Annotated in this window: 21 protein-coding genes; 14 read left to right on the top strand and 7 right to left on the bottom strand. The window is 64.1% G+C overall.

The genetic code is table 11. The features are described 5' to 3' along the window. Window positions 1-19: 19 nt before the first annotated feature. A complete protein-coding gene (locus tag RHIBR816_RS0123290; RefSeq protein ID WP_018239012.1) occupies window positions 20-1219 on the bottom strand; it encodes a winged helix-turn-helix domain-containing protein in 1200 nt (399 codons plus the stop codon). 133 nt (window positions 1220-1352) lie between these two features. On the opposite strand from RHIBR816_RS0123290, the gene RHIBR816_RS0123285 reads away from it, so the two are divergent. The 5 genes from RHIBR816_RS0123285 to RHIBR816_RS0123265 are packed head-to-tail and all read left to right on the top strand — an operon-like array spanning window position 1353 to window position 5903. Beyond that, window positions 1353-2033 (top strand): energy-coupling factor ABC transporter ATP-binding protein, encoded by a 681-nt coding sequence (locus RHIBR816_RS0123285; protein WP_018239011.1) that lies wholly within the window; start codon window positions 1353-1355, stop codon window positions 2031-2033. Beyond that, window positions 2027-2632, top strand: a complete 606-nt coding sequence (locus RHIBR816_RS0123280) for an energy-coupling factor transporter transmembrane protein EcfT (protein WP_018239010.1) — start codon at window positions 2027-2029, stop codon at window positions 2630-2632. Before RHIBR816_RS0123285 ends, RHIBR816_RS0123280 begins: the two co-directional genes overlap by 7 nt. A 32-nt stretch (window positions 2633-2664) precedes the next feature. Continuing rightward, the gene (locus RHIBR816_RS0123275; protein WP_018239009.1) at window positions 2665-3228 is read left to right on the top strand and encodes a biotin transporter BioY; all 564 of its coding nucleotides are present in this window, start codon (window positions 2665-2667) and stop codon (window positions 3226-3228) included. Between the two features lie 4 nt (window positions 3229-3232). Continuing rightward, window positions 3233-4729 carry a class I adenylate-forming enzyme family protein gene (locus RHIBR816_RS0123270; protein WP_026187346.1) on the top strand — a complete coding sequence of 499 codons (1497 nt, stop codon included), beginning with the start codon at window positions 3233-3235 and terminating at the stop codon, window positions 4727-4729. Then, window positions 4713-5903 carry a thiolase family protein gene (locus RHIBR816_RS0123265; RefSeq protein WP_018239007.1) on the top strand — a complete coding sequence of 397 codons (1191 nt, stop codon included), beginning with the start codon at window positions 4713-4715 and terminating at the stop codon, window positions 5901-5903. Before RHIBR816_RS0123270 ends, RHIBR816_RS0123265 begins: the two co-directional genes overlap by 17 nt. Here RHIBR816_RS0123265 and RHIBR816_RS0123260 read toward each other — a convergent pair. Beyond that, window positions 5891-6292 carry a thioesterase family protein gene (locus tag RHIBR816_RS0123260; protein ID WP_026187345.1) on the bottom strand — a complete coding sequence of 134 codons (402 nt, stop codon included), beginning with the start codon at window positions 6290-6292 and terminating at the stop codon, window positions 5891-5893. The two genes, RHIBR816_RS0123265 and RHIBR816_RS0123260, sit on opposite strands and share 13 nt — an antisense overlap. A 14-nt stretch (window positions 6293-6306) precedes the next feature. On the opposite strand from RHIBR816_RS0123260, the gene RHIBR816_RS0123255 reads away from it, so the two are divergent. The 7 genes from RHIBR816_RS0123255 to RHIBR816_RS0123225 all read left to right on the top strand — a co-directional run bounded on the left by RHIBR816_RS0123255 (window position 6307) and on the right by RHIBR816_RS0123225 (window position 13772). Next, window positions 6307-7275: a zinc-dependent alcohol dehydrogenase family protein gene (locus tag RHIBR816_RS0123255; RefSeq protein WP_018239005.1), complete on the top strand. Its 969-nt coding sequence runs from the start codon at window positions 6307-6309 to the stop codon at window positions 7273-7275. Window positions 7276-7338: 63 nt separating this feature from the next. Further along, window positions 7339-8268, top strand: coding sequence for a histone deacetylase family protein (locus tag RHIBR816_RS0123250; protein ID WP_018239004.1), 930 nt, complete (start codon window positions 7339-7341; stop codon window positions 8266-8268). A gap of 3 nt (window positions 8269-8271) precedes the next feature. Continuing rightward, window positions 8272-8526, top strand: coding sequence for an exodeoxyribonuclease VII small subunit (locus RHIBR816_RS0123245; protein WP_026187344.1), 255 nt, complete (start codon window positions 8272-8274; stop codon window positions 8524-8526). Between the two features lie 192 nt (window positions 8527-8718). Continuing rightward, a complete protein-coding gene (locus RHIBR816_RS0123240; RefSeq protein ID WP_018239002.1) occupies window positions 8719-9642 on the top strand; it encodes a pirin family protein in 924 nt (307 codons plus the stop codon). Window positions 9643-9803: 161 nt separating this feature from the next. Further along, a complete protein-coding gene (gene dxs, locus RHIBR816_RS0123235) occupies window positions 9804-11717 on the top strand; it encodes a 1-deoxy-D-xylulose-5-phosphate synthase (RefSeq protein ID WP_018239001.1) in 1914 nt (637 codons plus the stop codon). A 55-nt stretch (window positions 11718-11772) separates the two neighbouring features. Next, the gene (locus RHIBR816_RS0123230) at window positions 11773-12528 is read left to right on the top strand and encodes a TlyA family RNA methyltransferase (protein ID WP_018239000.1); all 756 of its coding nucleotides are present in this window, start codon (window positions 11773-11775) and stop codon (window positions 12526-12528) included. Continuing rightward, window positions 12525-13772: a class I SAM-dependent RNA methyltransferase gene (locus RHIBR816_RS0123225; RefSeq protein WP_018238999.1), complete on the top strand. Its 1248-nt coding sequence runs from the start codon at window positions 12525-12527 to the stop codon at window positions 13770-13772. The genes RHIBR816_RS0123230 and RHIBR816_RS0123225 overlap by 4 nt, the downstream gene beginning before the upstream one ends. 54 nt (window positions 13773-13826) lie before the next feature. Here the strand turns inward: RHIBR816_RS0123225 and RHIBR816_RS0123220 are convergent, their stop codons facing one another. From RHIBR816_RS0123220 to RHIBR816_RS0123210, 3 genes are all read right to left on the bottom strand, one after another. Beyond that, window positions 13827-14918: a mechanosensitive ion channel family protein gene (locus RHIBR816_RS0123220; RefSeq protein WP_018238998.1), complete on the bottom strand. Its 1092-nt coding sequence runs from the start codon at window positions 14916-14918 to the stop codon at window positions 13827-13829. Window positions 14919-15237: 319 nt separating this feature from the next. Then, window positions 15238-15990, bottom strand: a complete 753-nt coding sequence (locus tag RHIBR816_RS0123215) for a crotonase/enoyl-CoA hydratase family protein (protein WP_018238997.1) — start codon at window positions 15988-15990, stop codon at window positions 15238-15240. Between the two features lie 69 nt (window positions 15991-16059). Next, entirely contained in the window at window positions 16060-17841 is a 1782-nt protein-coding gene (locus RHIBR816_RS0123210) for an acyl-CoA dehydrogenase (protein ID WP_018238996.1), read from the bottom strand. A 184-nt stretch (window positions 17842-18025) separates the two neighbouring features. Between RHIBR816_RS0123210 and RHIBR816_RS0123205 the strand changes: the two genes are divergently transcribed. Next, the gene (locus RHIBR816_RS0123205) at window positions 18026-19015 is read left to right on the top strand and encodes a transporter (RefSeq protein ID WP_018238995.1); all 990 of its coding nucleotides are present in this window, start codon (window positions 18026-18028) and stop codon (window positions 19013-19015) included. A gap of 161 nt (window positions 19016-19176) precedes the next feature. After that, complete coding sequence (locus tag RHIBR816_RS0123200; protein WP_018238994.1) at window positions 19177-20238, top strand: glycoside hydrolase family 25 protein; 1062 nt, start codon at window positions 19177-19179, stop codon at window positions 20236-20238. Between the two features lie 45 nt (window positions 20239-20283). On the opposite strand, the gene RHIBR816_RS0123195 is transcribed toward RHIBR816_RS0123200, so the two are convergent. Next, complete coding sequence (locus RHIBR816_RS0123195) at window positions 20284-21384, bottom strand: hybrid-cluster NAD(P)-dependent oxidoreductase (protein ID WP_026187342.1); 1101 nt, start codon at window positions 21382-21384, stop codon at window positions 20284-20286. Next, entirely contained in the window at window positions 21381-22625 is a 1245-nt protein-coding gene (locus tag RHIBR816_RS0123190; protein ID WP_026187341.1) for an aromatic ring-hydroxylating dioxygenase subunit alpha, read from the bottom strand. The genes RHIBR816_RS0123195 and RHIBR816_RS0123190 overlap by 4 nt, the downstream gene beginning before the upstream one ends. Window positions 22626-22713 lie beyond the last annotated feature (88 nt).

Raw genomic sequence — 22713 nt, 5'->3', positions numbered from 1 at the left:
GCAAGCCAAGAAAAATCGGTCAGGAGAGATCGGCGTTCCAGCCTTCCAGCAGATTGACCTCTCCGACGCCGGTGAAACGGGCGATCCGATCGAGTTCGGCCATCAGCTTCTCAATGCGGCCCGACGCCGGCTTGACGCGCTCTTCGAGCCACAGGCGCTTTACGTCGAGGCTGCCGCGCTTGCGGTCGGCCTTCATGTCGATCCGGCCGATCAGCCGATCGCCTTCGAGAAGCGGAAAGACATAATAGCCATATTCGCGCTTCGCCTCGGGAACGAAGACTTCGATCCGGTAGAAAAAGTCGAAAAGGCGTTCGGTGCGGTTCCGGTCACGCAACAAGGGATCGAAGGGGCTCAACACGCGAATGCGCGCCGGCGGGTCGGGAATATCGGGCAGGTTGTCCGGAAAGCCCGCGAAGGCATAGGACGGCCGCGGCTTGCCGCCATTGGCAGGCTCAATGACGATTTCGCAAAGCTCGTCGCGATGCGCGGCGACCCAGGCCTTCGCCTCCTCGGGTGAGACGAGATCCCAAAAGGCGGCGATCTCCCCGTGCGTTGCAAAGCCGAGACGTTCGAGGGCGTTGCGGCAGGCCCAATCGATAAATTCAGGATGGCTCACATCGCCGTCGTAGTGATGCGCCGGGATCACCCGTTCGGTAAGATCATAGACCTTCTGGAAATTGACGCGGCGGGCGATCGCCAACCGGCCCTGGCGCCATAGCACCTCAAGCGCCGTCTTCGACGGGTGCCAGTTCCACCAGCCGCCCGATTCGTGATGATCCTCCTTCAGCTCGCGCGCCATAACGGCGCCGCCGCTGGCGATCCGCTCATAGGTTTCCTCGCAACCCGCATCGAAGCCGTCACCGCGCCATTTGCGCCAGCGCTCGCTGAGCGTATCGCTCTCCCATTTGAAGCGATGCTTCCAATAGACGAAGAAGGCGCTCGGAATGATCGAGGCGTCATGGGTCCAGTGCTCGAAGAGCTCGCCATCCTCTTCCAGCAATTCGCTCAAATGCTCGCGGCGATAGGTCTGGTTGCGGGAAAACAGGATCTGATGATGGGCACGCTCGACGGTGCCGATGCTGTCGACCTGCACGAAGCCGATATCGTGGATCAGCCGCAAAAGGCCATCCTTGCCGAGGGCGCGATGCGGCGCGGCCGAGAGACCCTGCTTGGCGAGGAAGATGCGTCGGGCGTCGCGGTTGGAGAGGCGAATCGTCATGGGCAAGAAGATAGGCTTTTATTCCCATATTTCAAATGCGATCTAACCATAAAGCAATCAGGCAAAGGCTGCATTGCCCTTGCCGATCGAGTTGCCCTATAGAGCCACCACGACAACTGGACGAGGATCAAGATTGAACATCCGCTTCACCGATTGCTCGGTCCGGTTCGGCGAGCGGGTAGCGCTTCACCCGCTGACGCTTGCCCTCGACGAACGGCGGATCGGCATCATCGGCCTCAACGGCTCCGGCAAGACGACCTTCGCGCGGTTGATCAACGGGCTCGTCAAGCCGACGACGGGCCACGTTTTGGTCAATGGGCTCGATACGGTGAAGAACGACCGGGCGGTGCTTGCCGAGGCGGGGTTCATCTTCCAGAACCCGCAGCATCAGCTGATCATGCCCATCGTTTCCGACGACATTGCCTTCGGGCTCAAGAATCGCGGGCTGCCGGGCAACGAGATCTCCTCTCGAACGGATGCGGTGCTGGCCCGCTTCGGCGTCAGCCATCTGGCGCGCCGGCGGGTGCACGAGCTTTCGGGCGGGGAAACGCAGCTTGTCGCCATGGCGAGCGTCGTCGTCACCGGCCCGAAAATCCTGATCCTCGACGAGCCGACCAACCAGCTCGACCTGCGCAACCGCCGCATGGTCGCGGCAACGATCGATGCGCTCGACGAGGACACGATCGTCATCACCCATGACCTGGGGCTGGTCGAAGGAGTTGAGCGTCTTCTGCTCTTTCACGAGGGCCGTCTCGTCGCCGACGGCGGCCCCGGCGAAACCATTCGGCGCTACCACGAGGTGGCCGGATGCTGACGAGCCTCTATGTGGAAGGACAGAGTTGGTTCCACCGGGTGCCGGTGCGCCTGAAGCTCATTGCACTCCCCGTCCTGAGCGTGGCGCTCTTCACGACGGACGCGCCGCTCCTGCTGCTGCCAGCCTTTCTCCTCTGCGGCGCGCTCTACCTTTCGCTCGGTATGACGGCGCGCGACGCCTTTTCGCGTGTCGGCTTCGTCCTGTTCACCATCCTGGTGCTTGCCGCCGTCAACCTATTCCTGGTCCCGCTGCCGCAGGTCGCCGCTCTTGTCTTGCGGCTGACAACCCTCGTGCTCTTTGCCGCCGCGGTCACGGCGACGACGACGATCGGCGCCTTCATGGACGAGATCACCATCCTGCTGAAGCCGCTGGAGCGTCTGGGGCTGCTGTGGGCGGCCGATGTCAGCCTGGCGCTCGGCCTCGTGCTGCGCTTCGTCCCGGATATCTTCGCCCGCTATCAGGCAATCAGCGAGGCCCATCGCGCCCGCGGCCTGCCAATCCGGCCGATGACGATCATCGGGCCGCTGATTATCCTGACACTCAAAGATGCGGATACGATCGCCGCGGCCATTGACGCGCGCGGATTCCGTCGCCAATAAATTCGCGCTTTCTAATAAAAGGGTAGGACCACATGAACACCAGAGACCTCGTCCTCATTGCGCTCTTTGCCGCGATCGTCGTCGTGCTCGGCCTCATCCCGCCGATCACGCTCGGCTTCATCCCCGTCCCGATCACGGCGCAGTCGATGGGCGTCATGCTGGCCGGCTGCATCATCGGCGCCAAGCGCGGCGCGTTTTCCTTCCTGCTGTTCATCCTGCTGGTCGCGATCGGCCTGCCGGTGCTGTCCGGCGGTCGTGGCGGACTTGCCGTCTTCGCCGGTCCTTCGGGCGGCTTCATCCTCGGCTGGTCGGTTGCCGCCTTCGTCACCGGCCTGATCGCCGAGCGCTTCGTACATCCGGGAAATTCGGAAGCCCGTCAGTTCGTCGGATTTTTCCTCGCCTCCGTAATCGGCGGTATCGTCGCCCTTTACGCGATCGGCGTGCCGTGGCTCTCCGCGGTTACCGGTACGCCGCTCATGACCGCCGCGACCGGTTCGCTGGTGTTCATTCCGGGCGATCTCCTCAAGGCGGCAATCGCCACGCTCGCGGCCCGCGCCGTCTACGCCGGCTATCCGCTGCTGCCGGCCCGCGCCTGACGCGATGCCGCTCGCAGGCGCCATAGCGCGACATGCGGGCGAGCGCCCGCACGCACCGGCTTTCCGCATGGAGGGCCGGGTTTTCACATATGGCGGGCTTGTCGCGGATGCGTGCCGGATTCTCCACGCGATCGAACAAGCGGCCCTGCAGGCAACAGAGCAAAGCGTCCTTTCCGGCCGCGTCCGGCTGATTGCCCTTGAACCCGGCAATCACCCGCTCTTTGCCGCAGCCTTCATCGCCGCGACATCGGGCGGTAATTGTGCCGCACTCATCGATCCGCACCTGCCGGACTCGACGCGCCAGCGGATGAAGGAGAAGTTGCGGCCGGAAATCGTCATCCGGGCTGATGGCGATCTCTTGTACCTGGACGTACCCTCGACGCGACAAACGCATTCGCTCGATGCTTTCGACGGTTCGTCTCCAATCCGTATCGGCGACGGCGCCGAACCTTTTCTCGTCGTCTTCACCTCCGGCAGCACCGGAGAACCGAAGGCGATCATCCGCGACCGCCAGTCCTGGCGCCTCAGCCTCGAGATCGGCCAAAATTTCTTTGGCATAGGACAGGAAACGACGACCTATGCACCCGGACCGCTGGCGCACGGGCTGGCCCTTTACGCCCTGGTCGAAAGCCTTGCGGCCGGGGCCGAATTCATCGGCGCCCGGCATTTCGAGCCGCGCCAGGCGCTCGATATTGTACACGGCGCCAAGGTGAAACGCCTGGTGCTGGTGCCGACGATGCTCAGGCGGCTTTGCGATGAGGCGGAAGGTGCCCAGGTGATCTGCGTCGAAAAGATCACCGTCGCCGGTGCCAAGCTGACGCCGGCGGACCGCAGCGCTGCAGCACGCAGCTTCCCCGCGGCCGAGGTGATCGAATATTACGGCGCATCGGAGCTCGGATTCATCACCGTCAACGGCGCGCACGGGCATCATTCCCCGACTGCCGTGGGCAAGGCATTTCCGCGCGTTCGCCTCGCCATTCTGGACGATCGCGGAAATAGCCTGCCGCCGGGCGCGACCGGAACGATCTTCGTCCAAAGCGCGCTGATATCGGATGGCTACATAGTCGGCGGCGACAATGTCGGTTTTCGACGCCATGGGCGGCTCGCCACCGTCGGCGACCTCGGATTTCTCGACGAGGACGGCACCCTGCACCTCCTTGGCCGCGCCGGCGGCATGGTGCTTTCCGGCGGCAACAATATCTATCCCTCGGAGGTCGAGAGCGCGATCATGGCTGCGGCCGGCGTCCAGTCGGTGCTGGTCTTCGGCCTCGATCATCCGGATCTCGGCAGCGAGCTTGTCGCGGTCGTCCAGCCGAACGATGATAGGTTCGAGCGTGAGGCGCTGCAGCGTCATCTTGCTGACGCCCTGCCGCGCTACAAGCATCCACGAAAGGTCTGGCTCTGCCGGGAGATGCCGATGACCGCTTCCGGCAAGATCGCGGCCGGGCAATTGCGGCAGTGGATCGCGGAGGAGAACGGTGCCCTTGAACGCCTCTTCTGATCCCACCCGCGTACCGGTCGTCATCGCGGCGCTGCGTACCCCGATCGGCCGCGTCAACGGCGGTCTCGCCGCGATCGAGCCGGCAAGCCTTGCCGCCCTTCTGATCGATCGCATCGTCTCGGACGTCGGTATCGACCGGGAGATCGACGACGTGCTCCTCGGCAATGCCGCAAACAGCGCCGGCAACCTGGCGCGTCTCGCCGCCCTCGAGGCCGGCCTGCCGGTTGCTATCCCCGGCGTCACCGTCGACCGCCAATGCGGCTCCGGGCTCGAAGCGATCATCCTTGCAGCGCGGCAGATCCAGGCCGGCGCCGGGCAATACTATCTCGCCGGAGGCACCGAAAGCGCCAGCCGCGCCCATATCCGGCTTCGCCCGCCGCTGGCGCGCGGCGAGGAACTGCAGCCGGTGAAGCGCGCGCGGATGGCGCCCGATGTCATCGGCGACCCGGACATGGGTGTTGCGGCGGAGAACGTCGCGATGGCCTGCGGGATTTCGCGCGAGCGCCAGGACCGGTTCGCGCTTGAAAGCCACCGCCGTGCCGTGGCTGCCCAGATGGAGGGCCGCTTCGGACGCGAGATCGTGCCCGTCGGCACACCGACCGGCCTCGTCGCCAGCGACGAATGCCCCCGGGCCAACGCCTCGGCCGAGACGCTCGCCCGGCTGAAGCCGGTCTTCGTCAGGGACGGCACCGTCACAGCCGGCAATGCCTGCCCGATCAATGACGGCGCGGCGGTCGTACTGGTGACGTCGCTCGCCGAGGCTAGGCGGCTTGGCGTGTCCTATGCCCTTGAATTCCTCGATGCGGCGACGGCGGGCGTCGATCCCAACCTGCTCGGCCTCGGCCCGGTGCCAGCGATGGCGAAGCTTCGTGCCCGCAATCCGGCGCTTGACGTCGACAAGGTCGACTTCATCGAGTTCAACGAGGCGTTCGCCTCCCAGGTTCTCGGCAGTCTCGATCCCCTCGGCATTTCGGCGGAGCGCGTCAATCGCGATGGCGGCGCGATCGCGCTCGGCCATCCCTATGGAGCCTCCGGCGCGATTCTCGTCGTCAGGCTGTTTTCGCAGATGCTCGCCACAGCGACGGACAGCGAGGGGCTGGCGATGATGGGTGTTGGCGGCGGCATGGGCGTCGTCGCCCATTTCCGTTCGCTGAGACTGGATCACACCGCATAGGCGGGGAGCCAGTCGCGCGTCGCGGCGGGCAGCGGCACCGGCTGATGGCGCGCAGGATCGACAGCGACCCAGACGATTTCCACCTCCGCCGCCAGATGCGCGCCTGCCTCGACGCGCACGGCAAAGCTCACCGAACTGCCGCCGATCTTCGCCACGGACACCGTCAACCGCGCCGGCTCGTCGAAGCGCAAACCGCGATGGAAGAGGCAGGCGGAGCGGCGCACCAGATAGGCCGGTTCGTTGTTGATAGGTGGCCGATGCCGCCAGAGGTTAGCGAGCGCCGCCTCGGCATGCGCGTAGTAGGCCGCATTGTGCATGTGGCCATGCATGTCTATATCGCGAAATGGAATACGGATTTCCGTGACATTTTCCCGCTCTGTACCGTCCATGCGAGACCCCTTACATGCGCTCCACTCTCGTTAGACAGTTTGGCGATCCCGAACAAGTCATCGAGCTTGTCGAGACCGGCCGTACCGAGCCTGCGCCGGGCGAGGTCGAGGTCGAAATCTCGCTTGCGGCGATCAATCCCTCGGACCTGATCCCCGTCACCGGCGCCTATCGTGCCCGCACCGAACTGCCCTTCGTGCCCGGCTTCGAGGGCGTCGGCACCGTCAGCCGGGTCGGAGCAGGCGTGCACCAGCTGAAACCCGGAGACCGGGTGGTTCCGATCGGCGCCAGCGGGCTGTGGCAGCAGTTCCTCGTCCGCCCGGCCGAATGGTGCTTTGCCGTGCCGGACGATGTGAGCGACATGCAGGCGGCAATGAGCTACGTCAACCCTCTGACGGCGCTGCGACTCGTCGAGGCGCTGCGCACGCATTTCGGTTCGCTTGAACATCGCAGCGTCGGCGTGACGGCGGCGGGCTCGGCAATCGGCGGCATGCTGATGAAGCTGCTGGCGCTGGAAGGCTCGGCGCCCACGGCGATCCTTCGCAGCGACAAGAGCCGCCACCGTCTCGGTGAAGGCTACCCGATCATCGTGACCGACGGCGGCGGCGTTCCGGCCGGAACGAGGTTCGACGCAGTGCTCGATGCCGTCGGCGGGACGCTCGCCGCCGGGCTGATCAGCCGCTCCATCTCGCCGGGCGGCACTTTCATCCAGTACGGTGCGCTGAGTGGGGTTCCGGTGCCGCAGGCGGCGATCGCCGGCCGCCCCGACGTTCGCTTCGCCTTTCTGTGGCTGCGGACCTGGGTCCATTCCGCCGGGCGCGAAGCCCTCGAGGCAGCCTTTGCCCGAAGCTTTGCAGGCCTTCGCGACAGGCTGTTCGCGAGCCCGGTCGCGGCAAGCTACCCGTTGAGCCGGCTGGACGAAGCCTTGGCGCATCAGGCCGATCCGCTCCGCAACGGCAAAATCCTGCTCGATCCGCGCTGTTGAAAATTTCTGGTTTTGCGCTTGCGGCCATGGATTTTGACGGGCCCGCGCACTAGCTTTGCGCGGATGACCACGCATCTCTATGAAAATGCTCTCTTCCAGGAACACAAAGTTCCGGACGGGCACCCGGAGCGGCCGGATCGGCTGAGGGCGCTGAACCTCGCGCTGGAGCATCCGAATTTCGCGCCGCTCAAGCGTATCGAGGCGTCGAAGGGCAGCGAGGACCTGGTGCTGCTTGCCCATTCCGAGCAGCATCTCAGGTCGATCACCCGGGCGATACCGGACGAGGACATCAATCAGATCGAAGCCGATACCTATGCGAGCCCCTCGAGCTTCGAGGCGGCGCTCACCGGCATCGGCGGTGCCGTTGCCGCCATCGACGCGGTGTTCGCCGGAGAAGCCGACAACGCGTTCATCGCGGCCCGCCCGCCTGGCCACCACGCCGAAAAGAACAAGGCGATGGGCTTCTGCTTCTTCAACACGATCGCGATCGCCGCGCGCCATGCGCAGAAGGCGCACGGCGTCGAGCGCGTTGCCATCGTCGACTGGGACGTGCACCACGGCAACGGCACCCAGGACATCTTCTGGAACGATCCGTCGGTGCTTTTCTGCTCGACCCACCAGATGCCGCTCTATCCCGGCACCGGCGCCAAGGAAGAGACGGGCGTCAAGCACAATATCGTCAATGCGCCGCTCTCCCCCAACAGCGGCAGCGAGCATTTCCGCGACGCCTTCCGTAGCCGCGTTCTCGCCGCTCTCGACAATTTCCGCCCGGACCTTGTGCTGATCTCCGCCGGTTTCGACGCGCACTACCGCGATCCTCTGGCACAGATCAATCTAGTGGCAGAGGATTTCGACTGGGCGACCGGTCGTCTTATGGAGGCCGCCGGTAGGAGCGCCGGCAACCGAGTGGTCAGCATGCTCGAGGGCGGCTATGACCTGCAGGGGCTCGCCGAATCGGCCGGCCTGCACGTACTGAGATTGATGAGAGGGTAATTGATGAACAACAACAATACGCAGCCGGACGTCTCCGCCCTCTCCTTCGAACAGGCCGTCGAGGAGCTGGAGCGGATCGTCTCCGCGCTCGAGCGCGGCGACGTCGCGCTCGACAAGTCGATCGAGATCTATGAGCGCGGCGAGGCCCTGAAGAAGCATTGCGAGACGCTGCTGAAGGCCGCCGAGGACCGCATCGAGAAAATCCGCCTGGATCGAAACGGCAAGCCGCAATCGGTGGAGCCGCTCGACGCGGAATAGTGAGCGCGTCCGGGAACCGTCGGGAGTCGCCCCTCATCCGGCCTGCCGGCCCGGGTTAATCCCGCGGAGAGGGGCGGGCCCTCCGTTGGCATTGCCGCCCAAAGGCGGGAAACGCTGCGTTCGCCGATGTCCGATAGCGGGTGAGAGGGATCGTCGCTACTTTCACACTGCCCACCAACCGGAGTAAGCGTCATGTCCTTCTTTCCTGGTCCCGATCCGCTCGCCGGCGACAAGCCGGCCTGTGACGCCATCGAGCATCTGATCATCCCGCGCACCAGCGACATCGGCGGCCTAGAAGTGCGCCGGGCGCTTCCGACGGCGCGGCGCCGGCTCGTCGGGCCGTTCATCTTCTTCGACCGCATGGGACCGGCGCTGCTGCGCGCCGGCCAGGCGATCGACGTGCGCCCGCACCCGCATATCGGCCTGTCGACGGTCACCTATCTCTTCGATGGCGAGATCAAGCACCGCGACAGCCTCGGCACAGAAATGGTGATCCGCCCCGGCGACGTGAACCTGATGACGGCGGGGCGCGGCATCGTGCATTCCGAGCGCTCGCCGGAAAACCAGCGCGGCCATGACCGCTCGCTGTCCGGATTGCAGACGTGGCTGGCCTTGCCCGACGACAAGGAAGAGATCGACCCGGACTTCGCGCACACCGAGGAACGCATGCTGCCGCATCTGGCCGACGGCGGCGTGCGCGCACGAGTCGTCATCGGCCGATTCGAGGGCGCCGCCTCGCCCGTCTCCGCCTTCACCGATACGATCTATGTGGATCTCGCGATCGAGGCCGGCCGCAGCGCTCCCTTTGCTGCCCAATGGGAAGAGCGCGCCATCTATATTCTCTCGGGCGAAGCGATCATTGCAGGCGACCATTTCGCCGACAACCAGCTTCTCGTCTTTCGGCCCGGCGACGAGATCACCATCACCGCGGGGCCGTCCGGCTGTCACGTGATGCTCTTCGGCGGCGCGGCGCTTGGCTCGCCGCGGCATATCTGGTGGAACTTCGTGTCCTCGTCCAAGGAGCGTATCGACAAGGCGAAGGAAGAGTGGCGGAGTGGCCGCTTCGATATCGTTCCGGGGGACGCGCAAGAATTCATCCCCTTGCCGGAAGGCTAATTTTTCGTTGGGGTCTTGGTTGGCGACGCAGGAAAGCCTAATTTTTGCATTCAACGAGGATTGCGTCTAAACAGCCATCCTGACGGAACTCATCAACAATTCGCGCGCCCCCTCTGGCGCGCACGAGGCACGAGAGCGTGACACAACTGCCAACAAATCCGATGCCAGCGACCCCGTTGCTCGACCAGGTCGATGTCCCCGACGATCTGAAGAGGATCGACGACAAGGACCTGCCGCAACTGGCAAGCGAACTGCGCGCGGAAATGATCGATGCGGTGTCGCGCACCGGCGGCCACCTCGGCGCCGGCCTCGGCGTCGTCGAACTGACGATCGCCATCCACAAGGTCTTCGACACGCCGCATGACCGGCTGATCTTCGATGTCGGCCATCAATGCTATCCGCACAAGATCCTCACCGGGCGCCGCGATCGCATCCGCACGTTGCGTCAGGAAGGCGGTCTTTCCGGCTTCACCCGGCGCGCCGAGAGCGAATACGATCCCTTTGGCGCGGCGCATTCGTCGACCTCGATCTCCGCCGGCCTCGGCATGGCGGTCGCAGCCGATCTCGACGGCAAGAGCCGCAACGTCATCGCCGTCATCGGCGACGGCGCGCTGTCGGCCGGTATGGCCTATGAGGCGCTCAACAATGCCGGTGCGCTCGATGCCCGCCTGATCGTCATCCTCAACGACAACGACATGTCGATTGCCCCGCCGACCGGTGCGATGAGCGCCTATCTGGCGCGGCTTGCCTCCGGGCGGACCTATATGGGCATCCGCGAAGTCGGCAAGAAGCTGACCGCCTATCTCGGCAAGACGGTCGACCGGGCGATCACCCGCGCCGTCGAGCATGCACGCGGCTATGTCACCGGCGGCACGCTCTTCGAGGAAATGGGCTTCTACCATATCGGCCCGATCGACGGTCACTCCTTCGACCATCTGCTGCCGGTCTTGCGCAACGTCCGCGACAATGCGCGCGGACCGGTGCTGATCCATGTTGTGACACAGAAGGGCAAGGGCTATCCGCCGGCCGAGGCCGCCGCCGACAAATATCATGGCGTCAACAAGTTCGACGTGATCACGGGCGCCCAGGCGAAGGCAAAGCCGAACGCGCCGGCTTACACGTCCGTCTTCGCCGATGCGCTGGTGCAGGAGGCTAGCCTCGACGACAAGATCGTCGCGATCACCGCCGCCATGCCGTCCGGCACCGGGCTCGACCGCTTCGCGGCCGTGCATCCATCGCGCTGCTTCGACGTCGGCATTGCCGAGCAGCACGCCGTGACCTTCGCCGCCGGTCTTGCCGCGGAAGGATACAAACCCTTCGCGGCGCTCTACTCGACCTTCCTGCAGCGTGCCTATGACCAGGTCGTGCACGACGTGGCGATCCAGGGCCTGCCGGTGCGTTTCCCGATCGACCGCGCCGGCTTCGTCGGCGCCGACGGGCCGACCCATGCCGGCTCCTTCGACACGACCTATCTCGCCTCTCTGCCGGGTTTCGTGGTGATGGCGGCGGCCGATGAGGCGGAATTGAAGCACATGGTACGCACCGCCGCGGCCTATGACGAAGGCCCGATCTCCTTCCGCTATCCGCGCGGCGAAGGCGTCGGCGTGGAGCTTCCCGATCGGGGCGAGATCCTCGAGATCGGCAAGGGGCGGATCATCAAGGAAGGCACGAAGGTGGCGCTGCTTTCCTTCGGAACGCGGCTCGCCGACTGTCTTCTGGCTGCCGAGGACCTGGATGCCGCCGGCCTCTCGACGACGGTCGCCGATGCACGCTTCGCCAAGCCTCTCGACCAGGCGCTGATCCGCCGGCTTGCCCGTCACCACGAGGTGCTGATCACCATCGAGGAAGGCGCCATCGGCGGTTTCGCCAGCCACGTGCTGCACTTCCTGGCTGACGAAGGCCTGCTCGACGGCGGCCTCAAAGTGCGGCCGATGGTGCTGCCGGATATCTGGATGGAGCAGGCAAAACCCGAATCCATGTATGCGCAGGCCGGCCTCGACCGGACCGGCATCGTATCGACCGTTTTCAAGGCGCTCGGCCAGAAGCAGTCGGTGGGTCTCGGCGCGGCCGGCTAGAACACATCTTGCCGAACGCCCTTGCAATGTATCGCCCGACGGGCGATGACGGCCAATGTCCGATAGCAAGCAAAGCATGATCCGCCTCGACCAATTGCTCCTGAACAAGGGCCTGGTGGCCAGCCGCGCCCGGGCGCGGGACGCGATCCAGCGCGGCACCGTCAAGGTCGACGGTCGCACCGTGACCAAGCCGGCTGCCAGCTTTGGCGAAAGCGCGGCGATCACCATCGACGATCCGGCGCAGGCCTATGTCTCCCGCGCAGCGCTGAAGCTCGTTGCCGCGCTCGATCATTTCGGCTTCGATCCGGCAGGTCTGACCTGCCTCGACGTCGGCGCCTCCACGGGCGGCTTTACCGAGGTGCTGCTGAAGCGCGGCGCAGCGCATGTGGTGGCGGTGGATGTCGGCCACGGGCAGATGCATCCGCGCATCGCGGAAGACCCACGGGTCACCAGTATCGAAGGGCTGAATGCCCGGGCGATGTCGGCGGACGATATCGACAACCGGGCCATCACCTTCATCGTCTCCGACGTCTCGTTCATTTCGCTCAAGCTGGCGCTGCCGCCGGCGCTGTCGCTGGCCGAGCCGGGCGCCAACTGCATCCTGCTCGTCAAGCCGCAGTTCGAAGCCGGACGCGACGCGATCAGCAAGGCCGGGCTCCTCAAGGATCCGGAGAGTGCCCCGACTGTCGCGGCCGAACTCGAACGCTGGCTAGTGGAGGACATGGGCTGGCAAAGCCATGGCCTCGTCCCCTCGCCCATTGCCGGCGGCGACGGCAACAGGGAGTTTCTGCTTGCGGGGCTGAAGCGATGAGCACTGAGATCGTCACCATCAGCCGCCTCGGCGCCCAGGGCGACGGCATCGCGCAGACCGAAGCCGGCCCCGTCTACGCGCCCTTCACGCTGCCCGGAGAGACGGTCGCGCTGGCCGTCAACAAGACGCATGGCACGCTGATTTCACTGAAGGAGGCTTCGCCGGAGCGGACCGAACCGAAGTGTCGGCACTTCGGCCCGGACGGCATCAACGGTACCTGCGGCGGCTGTACCCTGCAGCACGCCTCCGATCCGCTCTACCACGCCTTCAAGCGCAATCTCGTCATCGACGCCTTGAAGTCGAAAGGCCTGACCCCAGAGGTGGCGCCGCTCGTGATCGCGCGGCCCGGTGAGCGCCGGCGCGCGGTGTTCACGGCCCGGCGGACCGAAAAGGAACTACTGCTCGGTTTCAACCAGGCACAGAGCCATCATATCGTCGCGATCGGCGAATGTCCGATCACCAGCCCGGGCATCGTCTCGCGGCTCGCGACCATCCGCAAGATCGCGGCGGCGATGGCCTCAGGCGCCGAGCCGTTCCGGATCACCGTGCTCGAGACCGACACCGGTCTCGACCTTGCCTTCGAAGACATCAAGCTCGGCGATCGGCAACGGCGATCGACCGTCGAGGCTGTTCTGGGCGTACGAGGCATCGCCCGCGTCAGCCTGAACGGCGAGATCATCATCGAACCGGTCAAGCCGCTGATCGATTTCGGCGGCGTGTCGGTGTCGCCGCCGCCCGGCGCCTTCACCCAGGCGACACGGCCGGCCGAGGAAGCGATGGCGAAACTCGTCCTCGACCATCTCGGCAAGGCGAAGCGCGTGGCCGATCTCTTCGCGGGGGTCGGCACCTTTGCGCTTCGGATCGCCCGGACCGGACGAGTGCATGCCGTCGAGGGCGAGGACAAGGCGCTGAAGGCGCTCGACTTCGCGGCGCGCAATACGCAAGGGCTGAAGCCGGTGACGGTCGAGAAGCGCGATCTTTTCCGCCGGCCGATGATGGCGCAGGAGCTGAAGGTCTTCGATGCCGTCGTCTTCGACCCGCCGCGGGCCGGCGCCGAAGCGCAATGCCACGAACTCGCCCGCTCGGGCGTGAAGAAAATCGCCGCGGTCTCCTGTAATCCGGTGACGCTCGCGAGAGACCTCTCGATCCTCGTCGCCGCCGGCTACCGCATTGCATCGGTGACCCCCATCGACCAGTTCCTCTGGTCGGCGCATGTCGAGGCGGTTGCGACGCTGGAGAAGTGATTTCTCATCGGCCGCTGTTCATCCGGCCAGATGCGACTCGTGGCGTGAGGAAGCTCACCTCAAATTGCTCTTCGGAAACAGCACGCGATCAGGTTTTGCATTCATTCGCGCCAGCATTTCCTTGATCAAGCGTGTTTTGGTGCGCCCCGCTTCCTTCGGCGGGACGAGGTAACGTACGATGGCCTCCAGCCAGGTGTTTTCGCTGACGCGAAAATGAACCACGGGATGCTCCTTCACTTCGAGTTCGTCCACCGGCGTTTCCGACAGGATGTGCTTATAGACCTTCACCTTCTGGCTCATGATGTCGCCGATCTCCTCCTCCACGACCTCTCTCATGGTTCGCGCCACAAATTCCAGATCGCTTTCATAGGCGAGTTGGAACTTGATTTCGTTCCAGACATAGGGAAACAGCGGCCAGGAATAGTTGAAGACCGGCGTGTCAAACACGGTGGAATTCGGAAACTTGATAATGCGGCCGCTCGGATGATCAGTCCAAAGATACTCGCCGCCGAATTCCCATAACGTCGTGTCGAGATAGCTGACATCGATGACATCGCCATGAGCATCGCCGATGCGAATGCGGTCGCCGACGCGATAGGGCGCCCTGACCAGAATATAAATCCAGGCGATGAAACTGGAGATCGGCATTTGCAGCGCAAAGCCGAGAATTAGAGAAATCAGGCCTAGCGAAACGACCGCGCCGTACCAGTTCACAAACAAGACTGAAATGGCCACGAAGACGATGGCGACGACGACGACCAATCGAAAAATGCGTTTCAGGTTGAAACGCGCAACACGATTGGGAATTCGGCCAATGAGAAAGATCTCAACGACATTCGCCACGGTCAACATAGTGAAAATGAGAAGGCCGCCCCTGACGTAATTCAGCACGCGAAGGCGCGAAGGCGCGTCAAGCCACTCTAAGCGCCAGTTGATCAGGACTTGGATGCCAAAAAGCAGCAAGGCAGCGCCAGCGAACCCTACCGTGCACCAGATGTCTTTCTTGCGAAGGCTGAAGCGGAATTCTTTCTCGGGCTTCTTCGCCTTCTGTTGCATGGTTTTTGGATCAGCAGTTTGTTGCGCGGCCCGTTCGAGCCGGGAAAGGGTCTCCTGTTCCTTGTCGCTTTCCTTGTCCCGTCGTTCCATGGGTTCACCCCGCGGTGGCCATCCACGCCCAGCCAGTGCCTTCTCGTTCCACGACGGCGGCATTCCGGTGATGCCTCGCCATATGGCGAACTTTCAAATGGACGGTCCGGGCAAACCCGTCATCGTTCGCAGACCTATGCTTGATCAAATTCGGCATACGGTAACTCCATCATTAAACACCAAATATGGGCAGTTGCCTCTAGGCATTCCAAATGTGGAGCATTGCCGAGCCGATGGCTACCGGCCGCGATAGGTCCGTGGCATGACGAAGTTGCTGCAGTGGCTCAACAAACGTGCAAGTTCGTGAGCGCGCGGCGCCTCACCTCCGCATGAAGGCCTCGAATGCGGCCCGCGCCTCGACGCTCTTCAACTGCGCGGCAAAATGCCCGGCCTCCTCGTCGATTCGCGCGAGGACGTCGTTCCGGTCGCCGCGGATGAGATCGCGGGCGATGCGCAGTGCCTCGGGCGGTTTTTTCGCGAGACGTCCAGCAAGCGACAGCGTCTCCTCGTCGACGGCGTTCTCGTCGACGATCTTCCAGATCAACCCGGCCTGAAGGGCGTCGGCCGCTTCGAGCGGCTCGCCGGCAGCGAGCAGCGCGAAGGCGCGCTGATGGCCCATGATGCGCGGTGCGATCAGGCTCGAGGCCGCCTCCGGGACGAGCGCCAGATCGACGAACGGCGTCCTGAACACCGACCGGGCGGAGGCGACCGTCAGGTCACAATGGAGATGGATCGTCGTGCCGATGCCGATCGCCAGACCGTCTACCCCGGAAACCACCGGCTTCGTCGCGCTCGCCAGGGCCCGAAGGAAATCAAGAACCTCTCCTCCCATGCTCCCGCCCATGGCGAAGGCAAGAAAATCATTCATATCGTTGCCGGCCGAGAAGCAGCCTTCCGTGCCAAGAAACGCGGTGACGCGAATGTCCGGGTCCGATCCGGCAACCGTCAGCGCAGTCGTCATCTTCGCGTACATCTCGCGCGTGATGGCGTTCTTCTTTTCGGGCCGGTTGAAGCGGATCACCTGTACGCCGGGATAGGCCTGCGGACGTTCGACGAGCACATGGTCGGTCATGGGATTTCCTGTTTGCTTGAGATGCGGGCCGCGGGCGGAAAACCGCACGCACTTTTTCGTCATCCCGCTCTAATCGAGAATGGCGCGGGCGGCAGCGAGGCTCTCGGCGCCGCTGACGACACGATCCTTGAGCGCCGCCGTTTCGGCGAGCAGATTTTCCGCGGCGAAGCGGCAGAGGGCGATGCGCGCCTCCTGCTTGCCGTCACCGGCTTCCGCCAGGCCACCCTTGGCAAGGTATACACCGGTCAACGCAAGTCCGAAGAGGCGCTGATAGGCGGTCGCGCCGGCAAGCGCATCGACTGTTTTTCCATCACCGAGCGCGGCAAGCAGCCATTCGGTTGCCTCGGAGAGATCGTCGATCGATGCCTCGAGGCGCGTGGCAGTCTGGCCGAACTCCTGCCTGTTCTGAGCCGCAACTGCTTGAGCGACTTCGCGAAGTTCGCCGATGAGGCCGCGCACATGGCCGCCTTCGGAGAGCGGCAGCTTGCGGGTGACGAGATCTATCGCCTGGATGCCGTTGGTGCCTTCATAAATCGGCGCAATGCGCGCGTCGCGCAGATAGCGGGCCGCACCGGTTTCCTCAATGAAGCCCATGCCGCCATGCACCTGAATGCCCATGGAGGCGACGTCGACGCCGGCATCGGTGGCGAAAGACTTGGCGATCGGCGTCAGCAGGCTCGAGCGCTCCTGCCAATGGCGCGCTGCCTCGCCCTGGTTTGCATGCGCCATGTCGACGGCGTGCGCGCAGGCATAGGCGATGGCGCGCGAGCCCTGCGTCAACGCCTTCATCGTCAGGAGCGTGCGGGCGACATCCGGATGCTCGATGATCGGGCTCATGCCCGCGCCGTTCCAGCCGGGCGCCCGGCCCTGGGTGCGTTCCCTGGCATAGGCGATCGCTTTTTGAGTCGCTGCCTCGGCAATCGCCACACCCTGCATGCCGACGGCAAGCCGGGCGTTGTTCATCATCGTGAACATGCAGGCGAGCCCGCGGTTCTCCTCGCCGACCAGATAGCCGATCGCGCCCTTCTCGCCGCCGAACTTGCCGTCGCCATAGATCATCGTGCAGGTCGGCGAACCATGAATGCCGAGCTTGTGTTCGAGCGAGTGGCAGAAGAGATCGTTGCGGGCGCCGAGCGTGCCATCCTCGTTGACGAGGAACTTCGGCACGAGAAAGAGCGAGATGCCCTTGGTGCCGGACGGCGCATCCGGCAGTCGCGCCAGGACGAGATGGACGATGTTATCGGTGAAGTCGTGCTCACCCCAGGTAATGAAGATCTTCTGGCCGAAGATGCGGTAGCTGCCGTCTGCGCAGCGCTCGGCGCGGGTCTTGAGCACGCCGAGGTCGGAACCGGCATGCGGCTCGGTCAGGTTCATCGACCCCATCCACTCGCCGGAGACCATCTTCGACAGGAAGGTCGCCTTCAGGGCATCGGAACCGTGCCTGTCCAATGCCTCGATCGCGCCCATGGTGAGCGTCGGACCAAGCGCGAAGGCCATGGAGCCACTGTTCCACATTTCCATGGCGGCGACATGCAGCATGTGCGGCAGATCCTGGCCGCCGAAGGCCTCCGGCGCCGTCAGGCCGTTCCAGCCCCCTTGAATCCAGTTGTGGTAGAGGTCGCGCCAGCCTTCCGGCGTTTTGACCGCGCCGTCGACGAGCCGCGATCCCTGCCGGTCGCCCACATCGCCGAGCGGCGCCACCGCGTCGGTCGCAAAGCGGCCGGCTTCCGAAAGGATCGCATCGACGAGATCCTCGCCGAGTTCGCCGAAGACGCCCGCGCTCATCGCATCGGCCATGCCGGCCACATGCTTCAGGGTGAATGCGATCTCGTCCACCGGTGCCTTGTACATGGTTCTCCTCCTCTTGCGGCCGTAGACGCAGACGCGCTTCAGCTTCCTTCATGGGCCGCACCCTATTTGTTTTTACGTAAACGTCAACGTCAATTCCATCCAACCCGAGCGACGAGAGCATGTAACAAAACTGTCATCAAGGGCGAATAGAAGCCGTTGTGATGGCCCTCTTGACGGCGCTCCAATGAACCTGATTTCTCCCGAGATACCGGGCCTCGTCTGGGCCTATCGCTTCCTGCCGGGAGAAAGCCGTTGCCTTCGCATCGCGACGGATTCACCCGTCGACAGCCTGCAAGGCGGCGACGGGTGGGTCTGGCTGCACCTGGCGCTGAGCGATGCGCGCACGCCCGCGCTGATCGAGCGCATCGGCAATCTTCCGCCGGCGGCGATAGCGACCCTGACCAGCCATGATACCCAGGCGGCGATCACCGTTGCCGAGGACGTCGTCTACGGCACGCTCGTCGATTTCGAACGGACCTTCGACACGATGACGAAGACGATCGGCTGGCTGCACTTCGCGGTCAGCGACCGGATGATCATCACCTCACGACTGCATCCGCTGAGAAGCATCGACCGCGTCAAGGCGGCGGTCGAGAAGAGCGCCAAATGTGGCCGGCCGATCGATCTTTTCGAAATGCTCGTTACCGAGTTCCAGCGCACGTTGATCACGCTGGTGCTTGAACTGACGGAGGAACTGAACGTCATCGAGGACGGCGTCTACGGCGAAACGGGACATCGCCAGCAGCCGGGGCTGGCGCCCTTGCGCCGAACCGTGGTGCGGCTGCATCGGCATCTGAGGACGATCCTCGCCCTGCTTCGGCGCGCCGGCGCGTCGGAGGAGGACGAGGTGCCGCCGGGCTTCATCGATGTCGCCGAGCGGCTTTCCGATCGGCTTGAGGCGGTCGATCGCGACGTATTCGCGCTTCAGGAGCGCGCCAGGCTGCTGCACGAGGAGATCGACAGCAAGATTTCCTCGGAGACAAACCGCCACCTTTACATCCTGTCACTGATGACCGCCTTCCTGCTGCCGCCGACACTGGTTACCGGCTTCTTCGGGATGAACACGGGAACCCTCCCCTTCTCCGATGGTGGCGGCACGCTCTATGCCGGGCTGATCATTGCCGGCTCCATGGGACTGGCCTGGCTCATCCTCAAGCGCGTCGGCATCCTTTAGACCCGGCACCACCAAGCCGCCGCGTCGCTCATTGCAATCCAGAGCCGAATCGCGAGGCACTTTACCGCCAAGAGTCAGTGTACAGGCGCGTCGGTCTCGCGCAGATTGGCTGAGGGGCTGAGATTTACGACCCTTTAACGCTAAGTCGGCAATCTCAGAGAATGGAAAAGCGGGGAATCTCGATCTCGGGGATGATCTTGCGCCTGGCGGCCTTCGTAGGCCTGACCTTCGCGGCGGTGCACGCACGCGCCGTTGACGTCGAGCCGTGGAAAGCGCGGCAGAACGCGATCGTCGTCGATGCCTACGAGTTGAACAGCATCGATTGGGAAGCGATGCTGAAGGACAAGCGCATCGCCGGCTTCATCGCGAAAGCCTCGGACGGCCTTCCGGAAAGCTACACCTGCACCGGCGATCACGGCGGAGACACCGTCGCCCACTGCAAGACGATGTGGCGAAAATATGCGGTCAGTCGGGAACTCTATCAGACGCGCCGGATGATCGCTCGCTCCCAGGGCCTGCTTTGGGGCGCCTATCACCTGGCGCGACCGGGCAATCCTGTCGATCAGGCCAATCACTTCCTCGATTATGCGGAGCCGCGCGAGGACGAATTGATGGTCCTCGACCTCGAGGGGATCGATTCCGAGAACTACATGTCGCTCGAGGACGCTGCGATCTTTGCCGGCCACATCAAGGCCCGCACCGGCCGCTACCCCATTCTCTACACCAACCACATCACCGCGAAACAGATCGCCGCCAACCGCTCCCAGCACCGGCTGCTCTCCCGCCTGCCACTCTGGTACGCGCGCTACAAGCCCGACATTCGCAACGTCTTTCCGATGGGCAACTGGGATGGCTATGCGCTGTGGCAGTTCTCGTCGTCACATAATTGCGGGAAGAAGCGCTGCCCCTATCGCGTGCCGGGAACGCTGAGCGACATCGACGTGAACGTCGCCGCAATGTCTGTTTCGGAGTTGAAGAAAGTATGGCCGCAAGGCGCGCTGCTTCCGGAAAAAGCGCCGATCGTCACCGTCATCGCCTCCGCGAAGGCGGGCACGGCACCTGCAGCCAGTGCGGCGACCTCCATCCCGCTCGCAGAACCCTTGCTCATCAGCCGGGCCGAGGCCGAGAGCGGATCGGGCACCGGCGTCGACGGAACGGTCACCGGTGCGATCAGCGTCAGGGCTGCCGAGGCGCATCTGCCCAACCAGCCAGCGCGTCGCTGAAGGGGCAGCCGGCTTACCACGGACTGATCCTTCAGTGCAGGATTGCTACGCCTCGATCTGAACGTCGCCGAGCGGCCGCGAGCAGCAGGCGAGGATATAGCCCTCGTCGATTTCGTCATCGAGAATGCCGCCATTGTGGTTCATCTCGACATCGCCGGCGATCTTCAGCACGCGACACGTGCCGCAGATGCCCCCCTCGCAGGCAGCACCGATCCTGACGCCGTTCGCGCGTGCCGTCTGCAGGATCGTCTGGCCGGGGACGGTCGAGACTTCCTTGCCGCTCATGGTGAAGGTTACCCGCGCCGCCTCGGCTTGAGCCCCGGCGACCGGTCCGGCACGAATGGCGAGTTCCTCTGCCGCCGGAGCGGCGGCCGGCTGGAAGCTTTCCTGGTGGTAGCGGGCCATGTCGAAACCGGCCCCCTCCAGCATCTCCCGGACGCCCCGCATGAAGGGCTCGGGACCGCAACAGAAGACCGTTCGCTCCAGAAAATCCGGCGCGAGCAGCGGCAGCTTCGTCGCGTCGATGCGGCCGCGCAGGCCGTGCCAGCCGTGTCGTGCCTCGTGGCCTTCCACCAGAAAGCCGAGATTGAGCTGTGGCATCTGGCGCGCGAGGATCTCAAGCTCCGGCTTAAACAGAAGATCCTCCGGCTGCCGGGCGCAGGAGATGAAAGTGACATCCGTTGCCGGCGCGCAATCCGCCATCCAGCGGGTCATCGACATCATCGGCGTGATGCCGGAGCCGGCCGAGACGAACAGGTATTTTTCGCCCGGATGGCGAACGAAGCTGAAATCGCCGAGCGGCCCGAGCGCCTTCAGTGTCATGCCCGGCTTCAGATTGTCGAACATCCAGCGCGTGCCGATACTGTTCGACTGCGCCTTTACGGTGACCGCAATCGAAAGCGGGCGCGACGGCGACGAGGACAGCGTATAGGTCCGCATGACCGGCTCCTCCCCGACGGGGAGCTCGAGGGTCACGAACTGCCCGGGCAGGTAGCGGAACCAGGCCGGCCTGTCGGACCGGAAGGTGAAGGTCATCACATCCGCGGTTTCGGCGACCGCGGAGACGCATTCAAGCAGATACTGGCGATCTTTCCAGGGATGAAGCTCGTCGAAATGGTGGAAGGAGCGGGCCATTTCCATGGTCATGCCACCCGTGAGAGAGGCGCGGCGCCGCCGGGCAGGCGGTCCTGCATGTAGCGCGAATACCAGTCGACGAACTGCATGACCCCGCCCTCGTGTTCGGCCGAATAGGGGCCCGGCTCATAGGCGGGCGACCGGATGCCGAAAGCATTCTCCTCGACGATCTGTCGGTCCTGGTCGTTCGTCTCGGTCCAGACATGCGTCAGGTCCTCGAGCGTATAGTCGACCCCCTCGACCGCATCCTTGTTGACGAGCCATTTGGTCGTGACCTGCGTCAGTTCCGGCCCGAGCGGCAGCACTCGGAAGGTGATCGCATGGTCGCCGAGGATGTGGTTCCAGGTCGTCGGATAGTGGAACAGCAGCAGCGTGCCGATGCCGCTCGCGCTTATGCCGGCAGAGAGCGGTTTGCGGACGGCCTTGTCGCCGGACATCGTATAGCTCTCGGCGCCGTTGATCAGCGGCATTCTCGTCATGCGGAATTGGCCGGTCGAGCCGATCCTGAAGGCGCTCGGCAGTCCCGCCACCTCGCATCTTTCCCAATGGGCACCGATTTCCGGGTCGTCCATCGCGCCCTGGACGCCCGTCACGGTCGGCGCCTCCGGATAGGTGCGGCAGAGTTCCGGATGGTTGGCGGCACAGTGGTAGCACTCGCGGTTGTTCTCCCAGACGAGCTTCCAATTACCCTTCTCGACGATCGTGCTTTCATAGGCGACCTTGGTTTCGCCGAGCCGATGCGGCGCGAGATAGCCGGTGACAGTCTCGCGGAACGGCTGGAAGTCCATCGGCTCATCGGCGAGGCTGATGAAGATGTAGCCGCCGACCGTTTCGCAATTGACCGGCTTCAGGCTGTGCTGAGACGGATCGAAGCCCTCCGGCATCTGCCGAGCGAAGAGCAGCCTGCCGTCGAGTTCGTAGGTCCACTGGTGATAGGGACAAACGAGCTTGGCCGCGGAGCCTTTGTGCTGCGTACAAACGCGCGAGCCGCGGTGGCGGCACGAATTGTGCAGAGCCCGGATAGAACCCTGGCGGTCGCGCACGATGACGATCGGATAGTCGCCGACCTGCAGCGTGAAGTAATTGCCGGACCGCGGGATTTCGCAGTCGTGGCCGACGAAGAGCCAATCCTTGTACCAGATATGCTCCAGGTCCTGACGGTAATAGTCCGCGTCGGTATAGAAAGCCCGGTCGAGACTGTAGCCCTCACGACGCGTCTTCAGCTTGCGCAGCATATCGTTCTGAATGTCCATGCCCATGTCCTCGTTAGCCCTGTTTCGGACAGGCAGGACAGGAACCGCGCCGGAGAGATGCCGTGCGCCATGGCTCCGATCCGGCTGC

It is taken from the genome of Ensifer sp. BR816 (assembly GCF_000378985.1).
Lineage (GTDB): Bacteria > Pseudomonadota > Alphaproteobacteria > Rhizobiales > Rhizobiaceae > Sinorhizobium.
The sequence above is the reverse complement of the archived record's forward strand: the minus strand, read 5'-3'. Positions and strand labels throughout refer to the sequence as shown.

Excerpts from the sequence above, each read along its gene's own strand:
- RHIBR816_RS0123225 (WP_018238999.1), top strand. The coding sequence starts at position 12,525 with ATGAGCACTGAGATCGTCACCATCAGCCGCCTCGGCGCCCAGGGCGAC.
- RHIBR816_RS0123215 (WP_018238997.1), bottom strand. The coding sequence starts at position 15,990 with ATGACCGACCATGTGCTCGTCGAACGTCCGCAGGCCTATCCCGGCGTA.
- RHIBR816_RS0123260 (WP_026187345.1), bottom strand. The coding sequence starts at position 6,292 with ATGGACGGTACAGAGCGGGAAAATGTCACGGAAATCCGTATTCCATTT.
- RHIBR816_RS0123245 (WP_026187344.1), top strand. The coding sequence starts at position 8,272 with ATGAACAACAACAATACGCAGCCGGACGTCTCCGCCCTCTCCTTCGAA.
- dxs (WP_018239001.1), top strand. The coding sequence starts at position 9,804 with ATGCCAGCGACCCCGTTGCTCGACCAGGTCGATGTCCCCGACGATCTG.
- RHIBR816_RS0123270 (WP_026187346.1), top strand. The coding sequence starts at position 3,233 with ATGCCGCTCGCAGGCGCCATAGCGCGACATGCGGGCGAGCGCCCGCAC.
- RHIBR816_RS0123205 (WP_018238995.1), top strand. The coding sequence starts at position 18,026 with ATGAACCTGATTTCTCCCGAGATACCGGGCCTCGTCTGGGCCTATCGC.
- RHIBR816_RS0123220 (WP_018238998.1), bottom strand. The coding sequence starts at position 14,918 with ATGGAACGACGGGACAAGGAAAGCGACAAGGAACAGGAGACCCTTTCC.
- RHIBR816_RS0123290 (WP_018239012.1), bottom strand. The coding sequence starts at position 1,219 with ATGACGATTCGCCTCTCCAACCGCGACGCCCGACGCATCTTCCTCGCC.
- RHIBR816_RS0123230 (WP_018239000.1), top strand. The coding sequence starts at position 11,773 with ATGTCCGATAGCAAGCAAAGCATGATCCGCCTCGACCAATTGCTCCTG.
- RHIBR816_RS0123275 (WP_018239009.1), top strand. The coding sequence starts at position 2,665 with ATGAACACCAGAGACCTCGTCCTCATTGCGCTCTTTGCCGCGATCGTC.
- RHIBR816_RS0123200 (WP_018238994.1), top strand. The coding sequence starts at position 19,177 with ATGGAAAAGCGGGGAATCTCGATCTCGGGGATGATCTTGCGCCTGGCG.
- RHIBR816_RS0123240 (WP_018239002.1), top strand. The coding sequence starts at position 8,719 with ATGTCCTTCTTTCCTGGTCCCGATCCGCTCGCCGGCGACAAGCCGGCC.
- RHIBR816_RS0123255 (WP_018239005.1), top strand. The coding sequence starts at position 6,307 with ATGCGCTCCACTCTCGTTAGACAGTTTGGCGATCCCGAACAAGTCATC.
- RHIBR816_RS0123210 (WP_018238996.1), bottom strand. The coding sequence starts at position 17,841 with ATGTACAAGGCACCGGTGGACGAGATCGCATTCACCCTGAAGCATGTG.
- RHIBR816_RS0123190 (WP_026187341.1), bottom strand. The coding sequence starts at position 22,625 with ATGGACATTCAGAACGATATGCTGCGCAAGCTGAAGACGCGTCGTGAG.
- RHIBR816_RS0123250 (WP_018239004.1), top strand. The coding sequence starts at position 7,339 with ATGACCACGCATCTCTATGAAAATGCTCTCTTCCAGGAACACAAAGTT.
- RHIBR816_RS0123195 (WP_026187342.1), bottom strand. The coding sequence starts at position 21,384 with ATGACCATGGAAATGGCCCGCTCCTTCCACCATTTCGACGAGCTTCAT.
- RHIBR816_RS0123280 (WP_018239010.1), top strand. The coding sequence starts at position 2,027 with ATGCTGACGAGCCTCTATGTGGAAGGACAGAGTTGGTTCCACCGGGTG.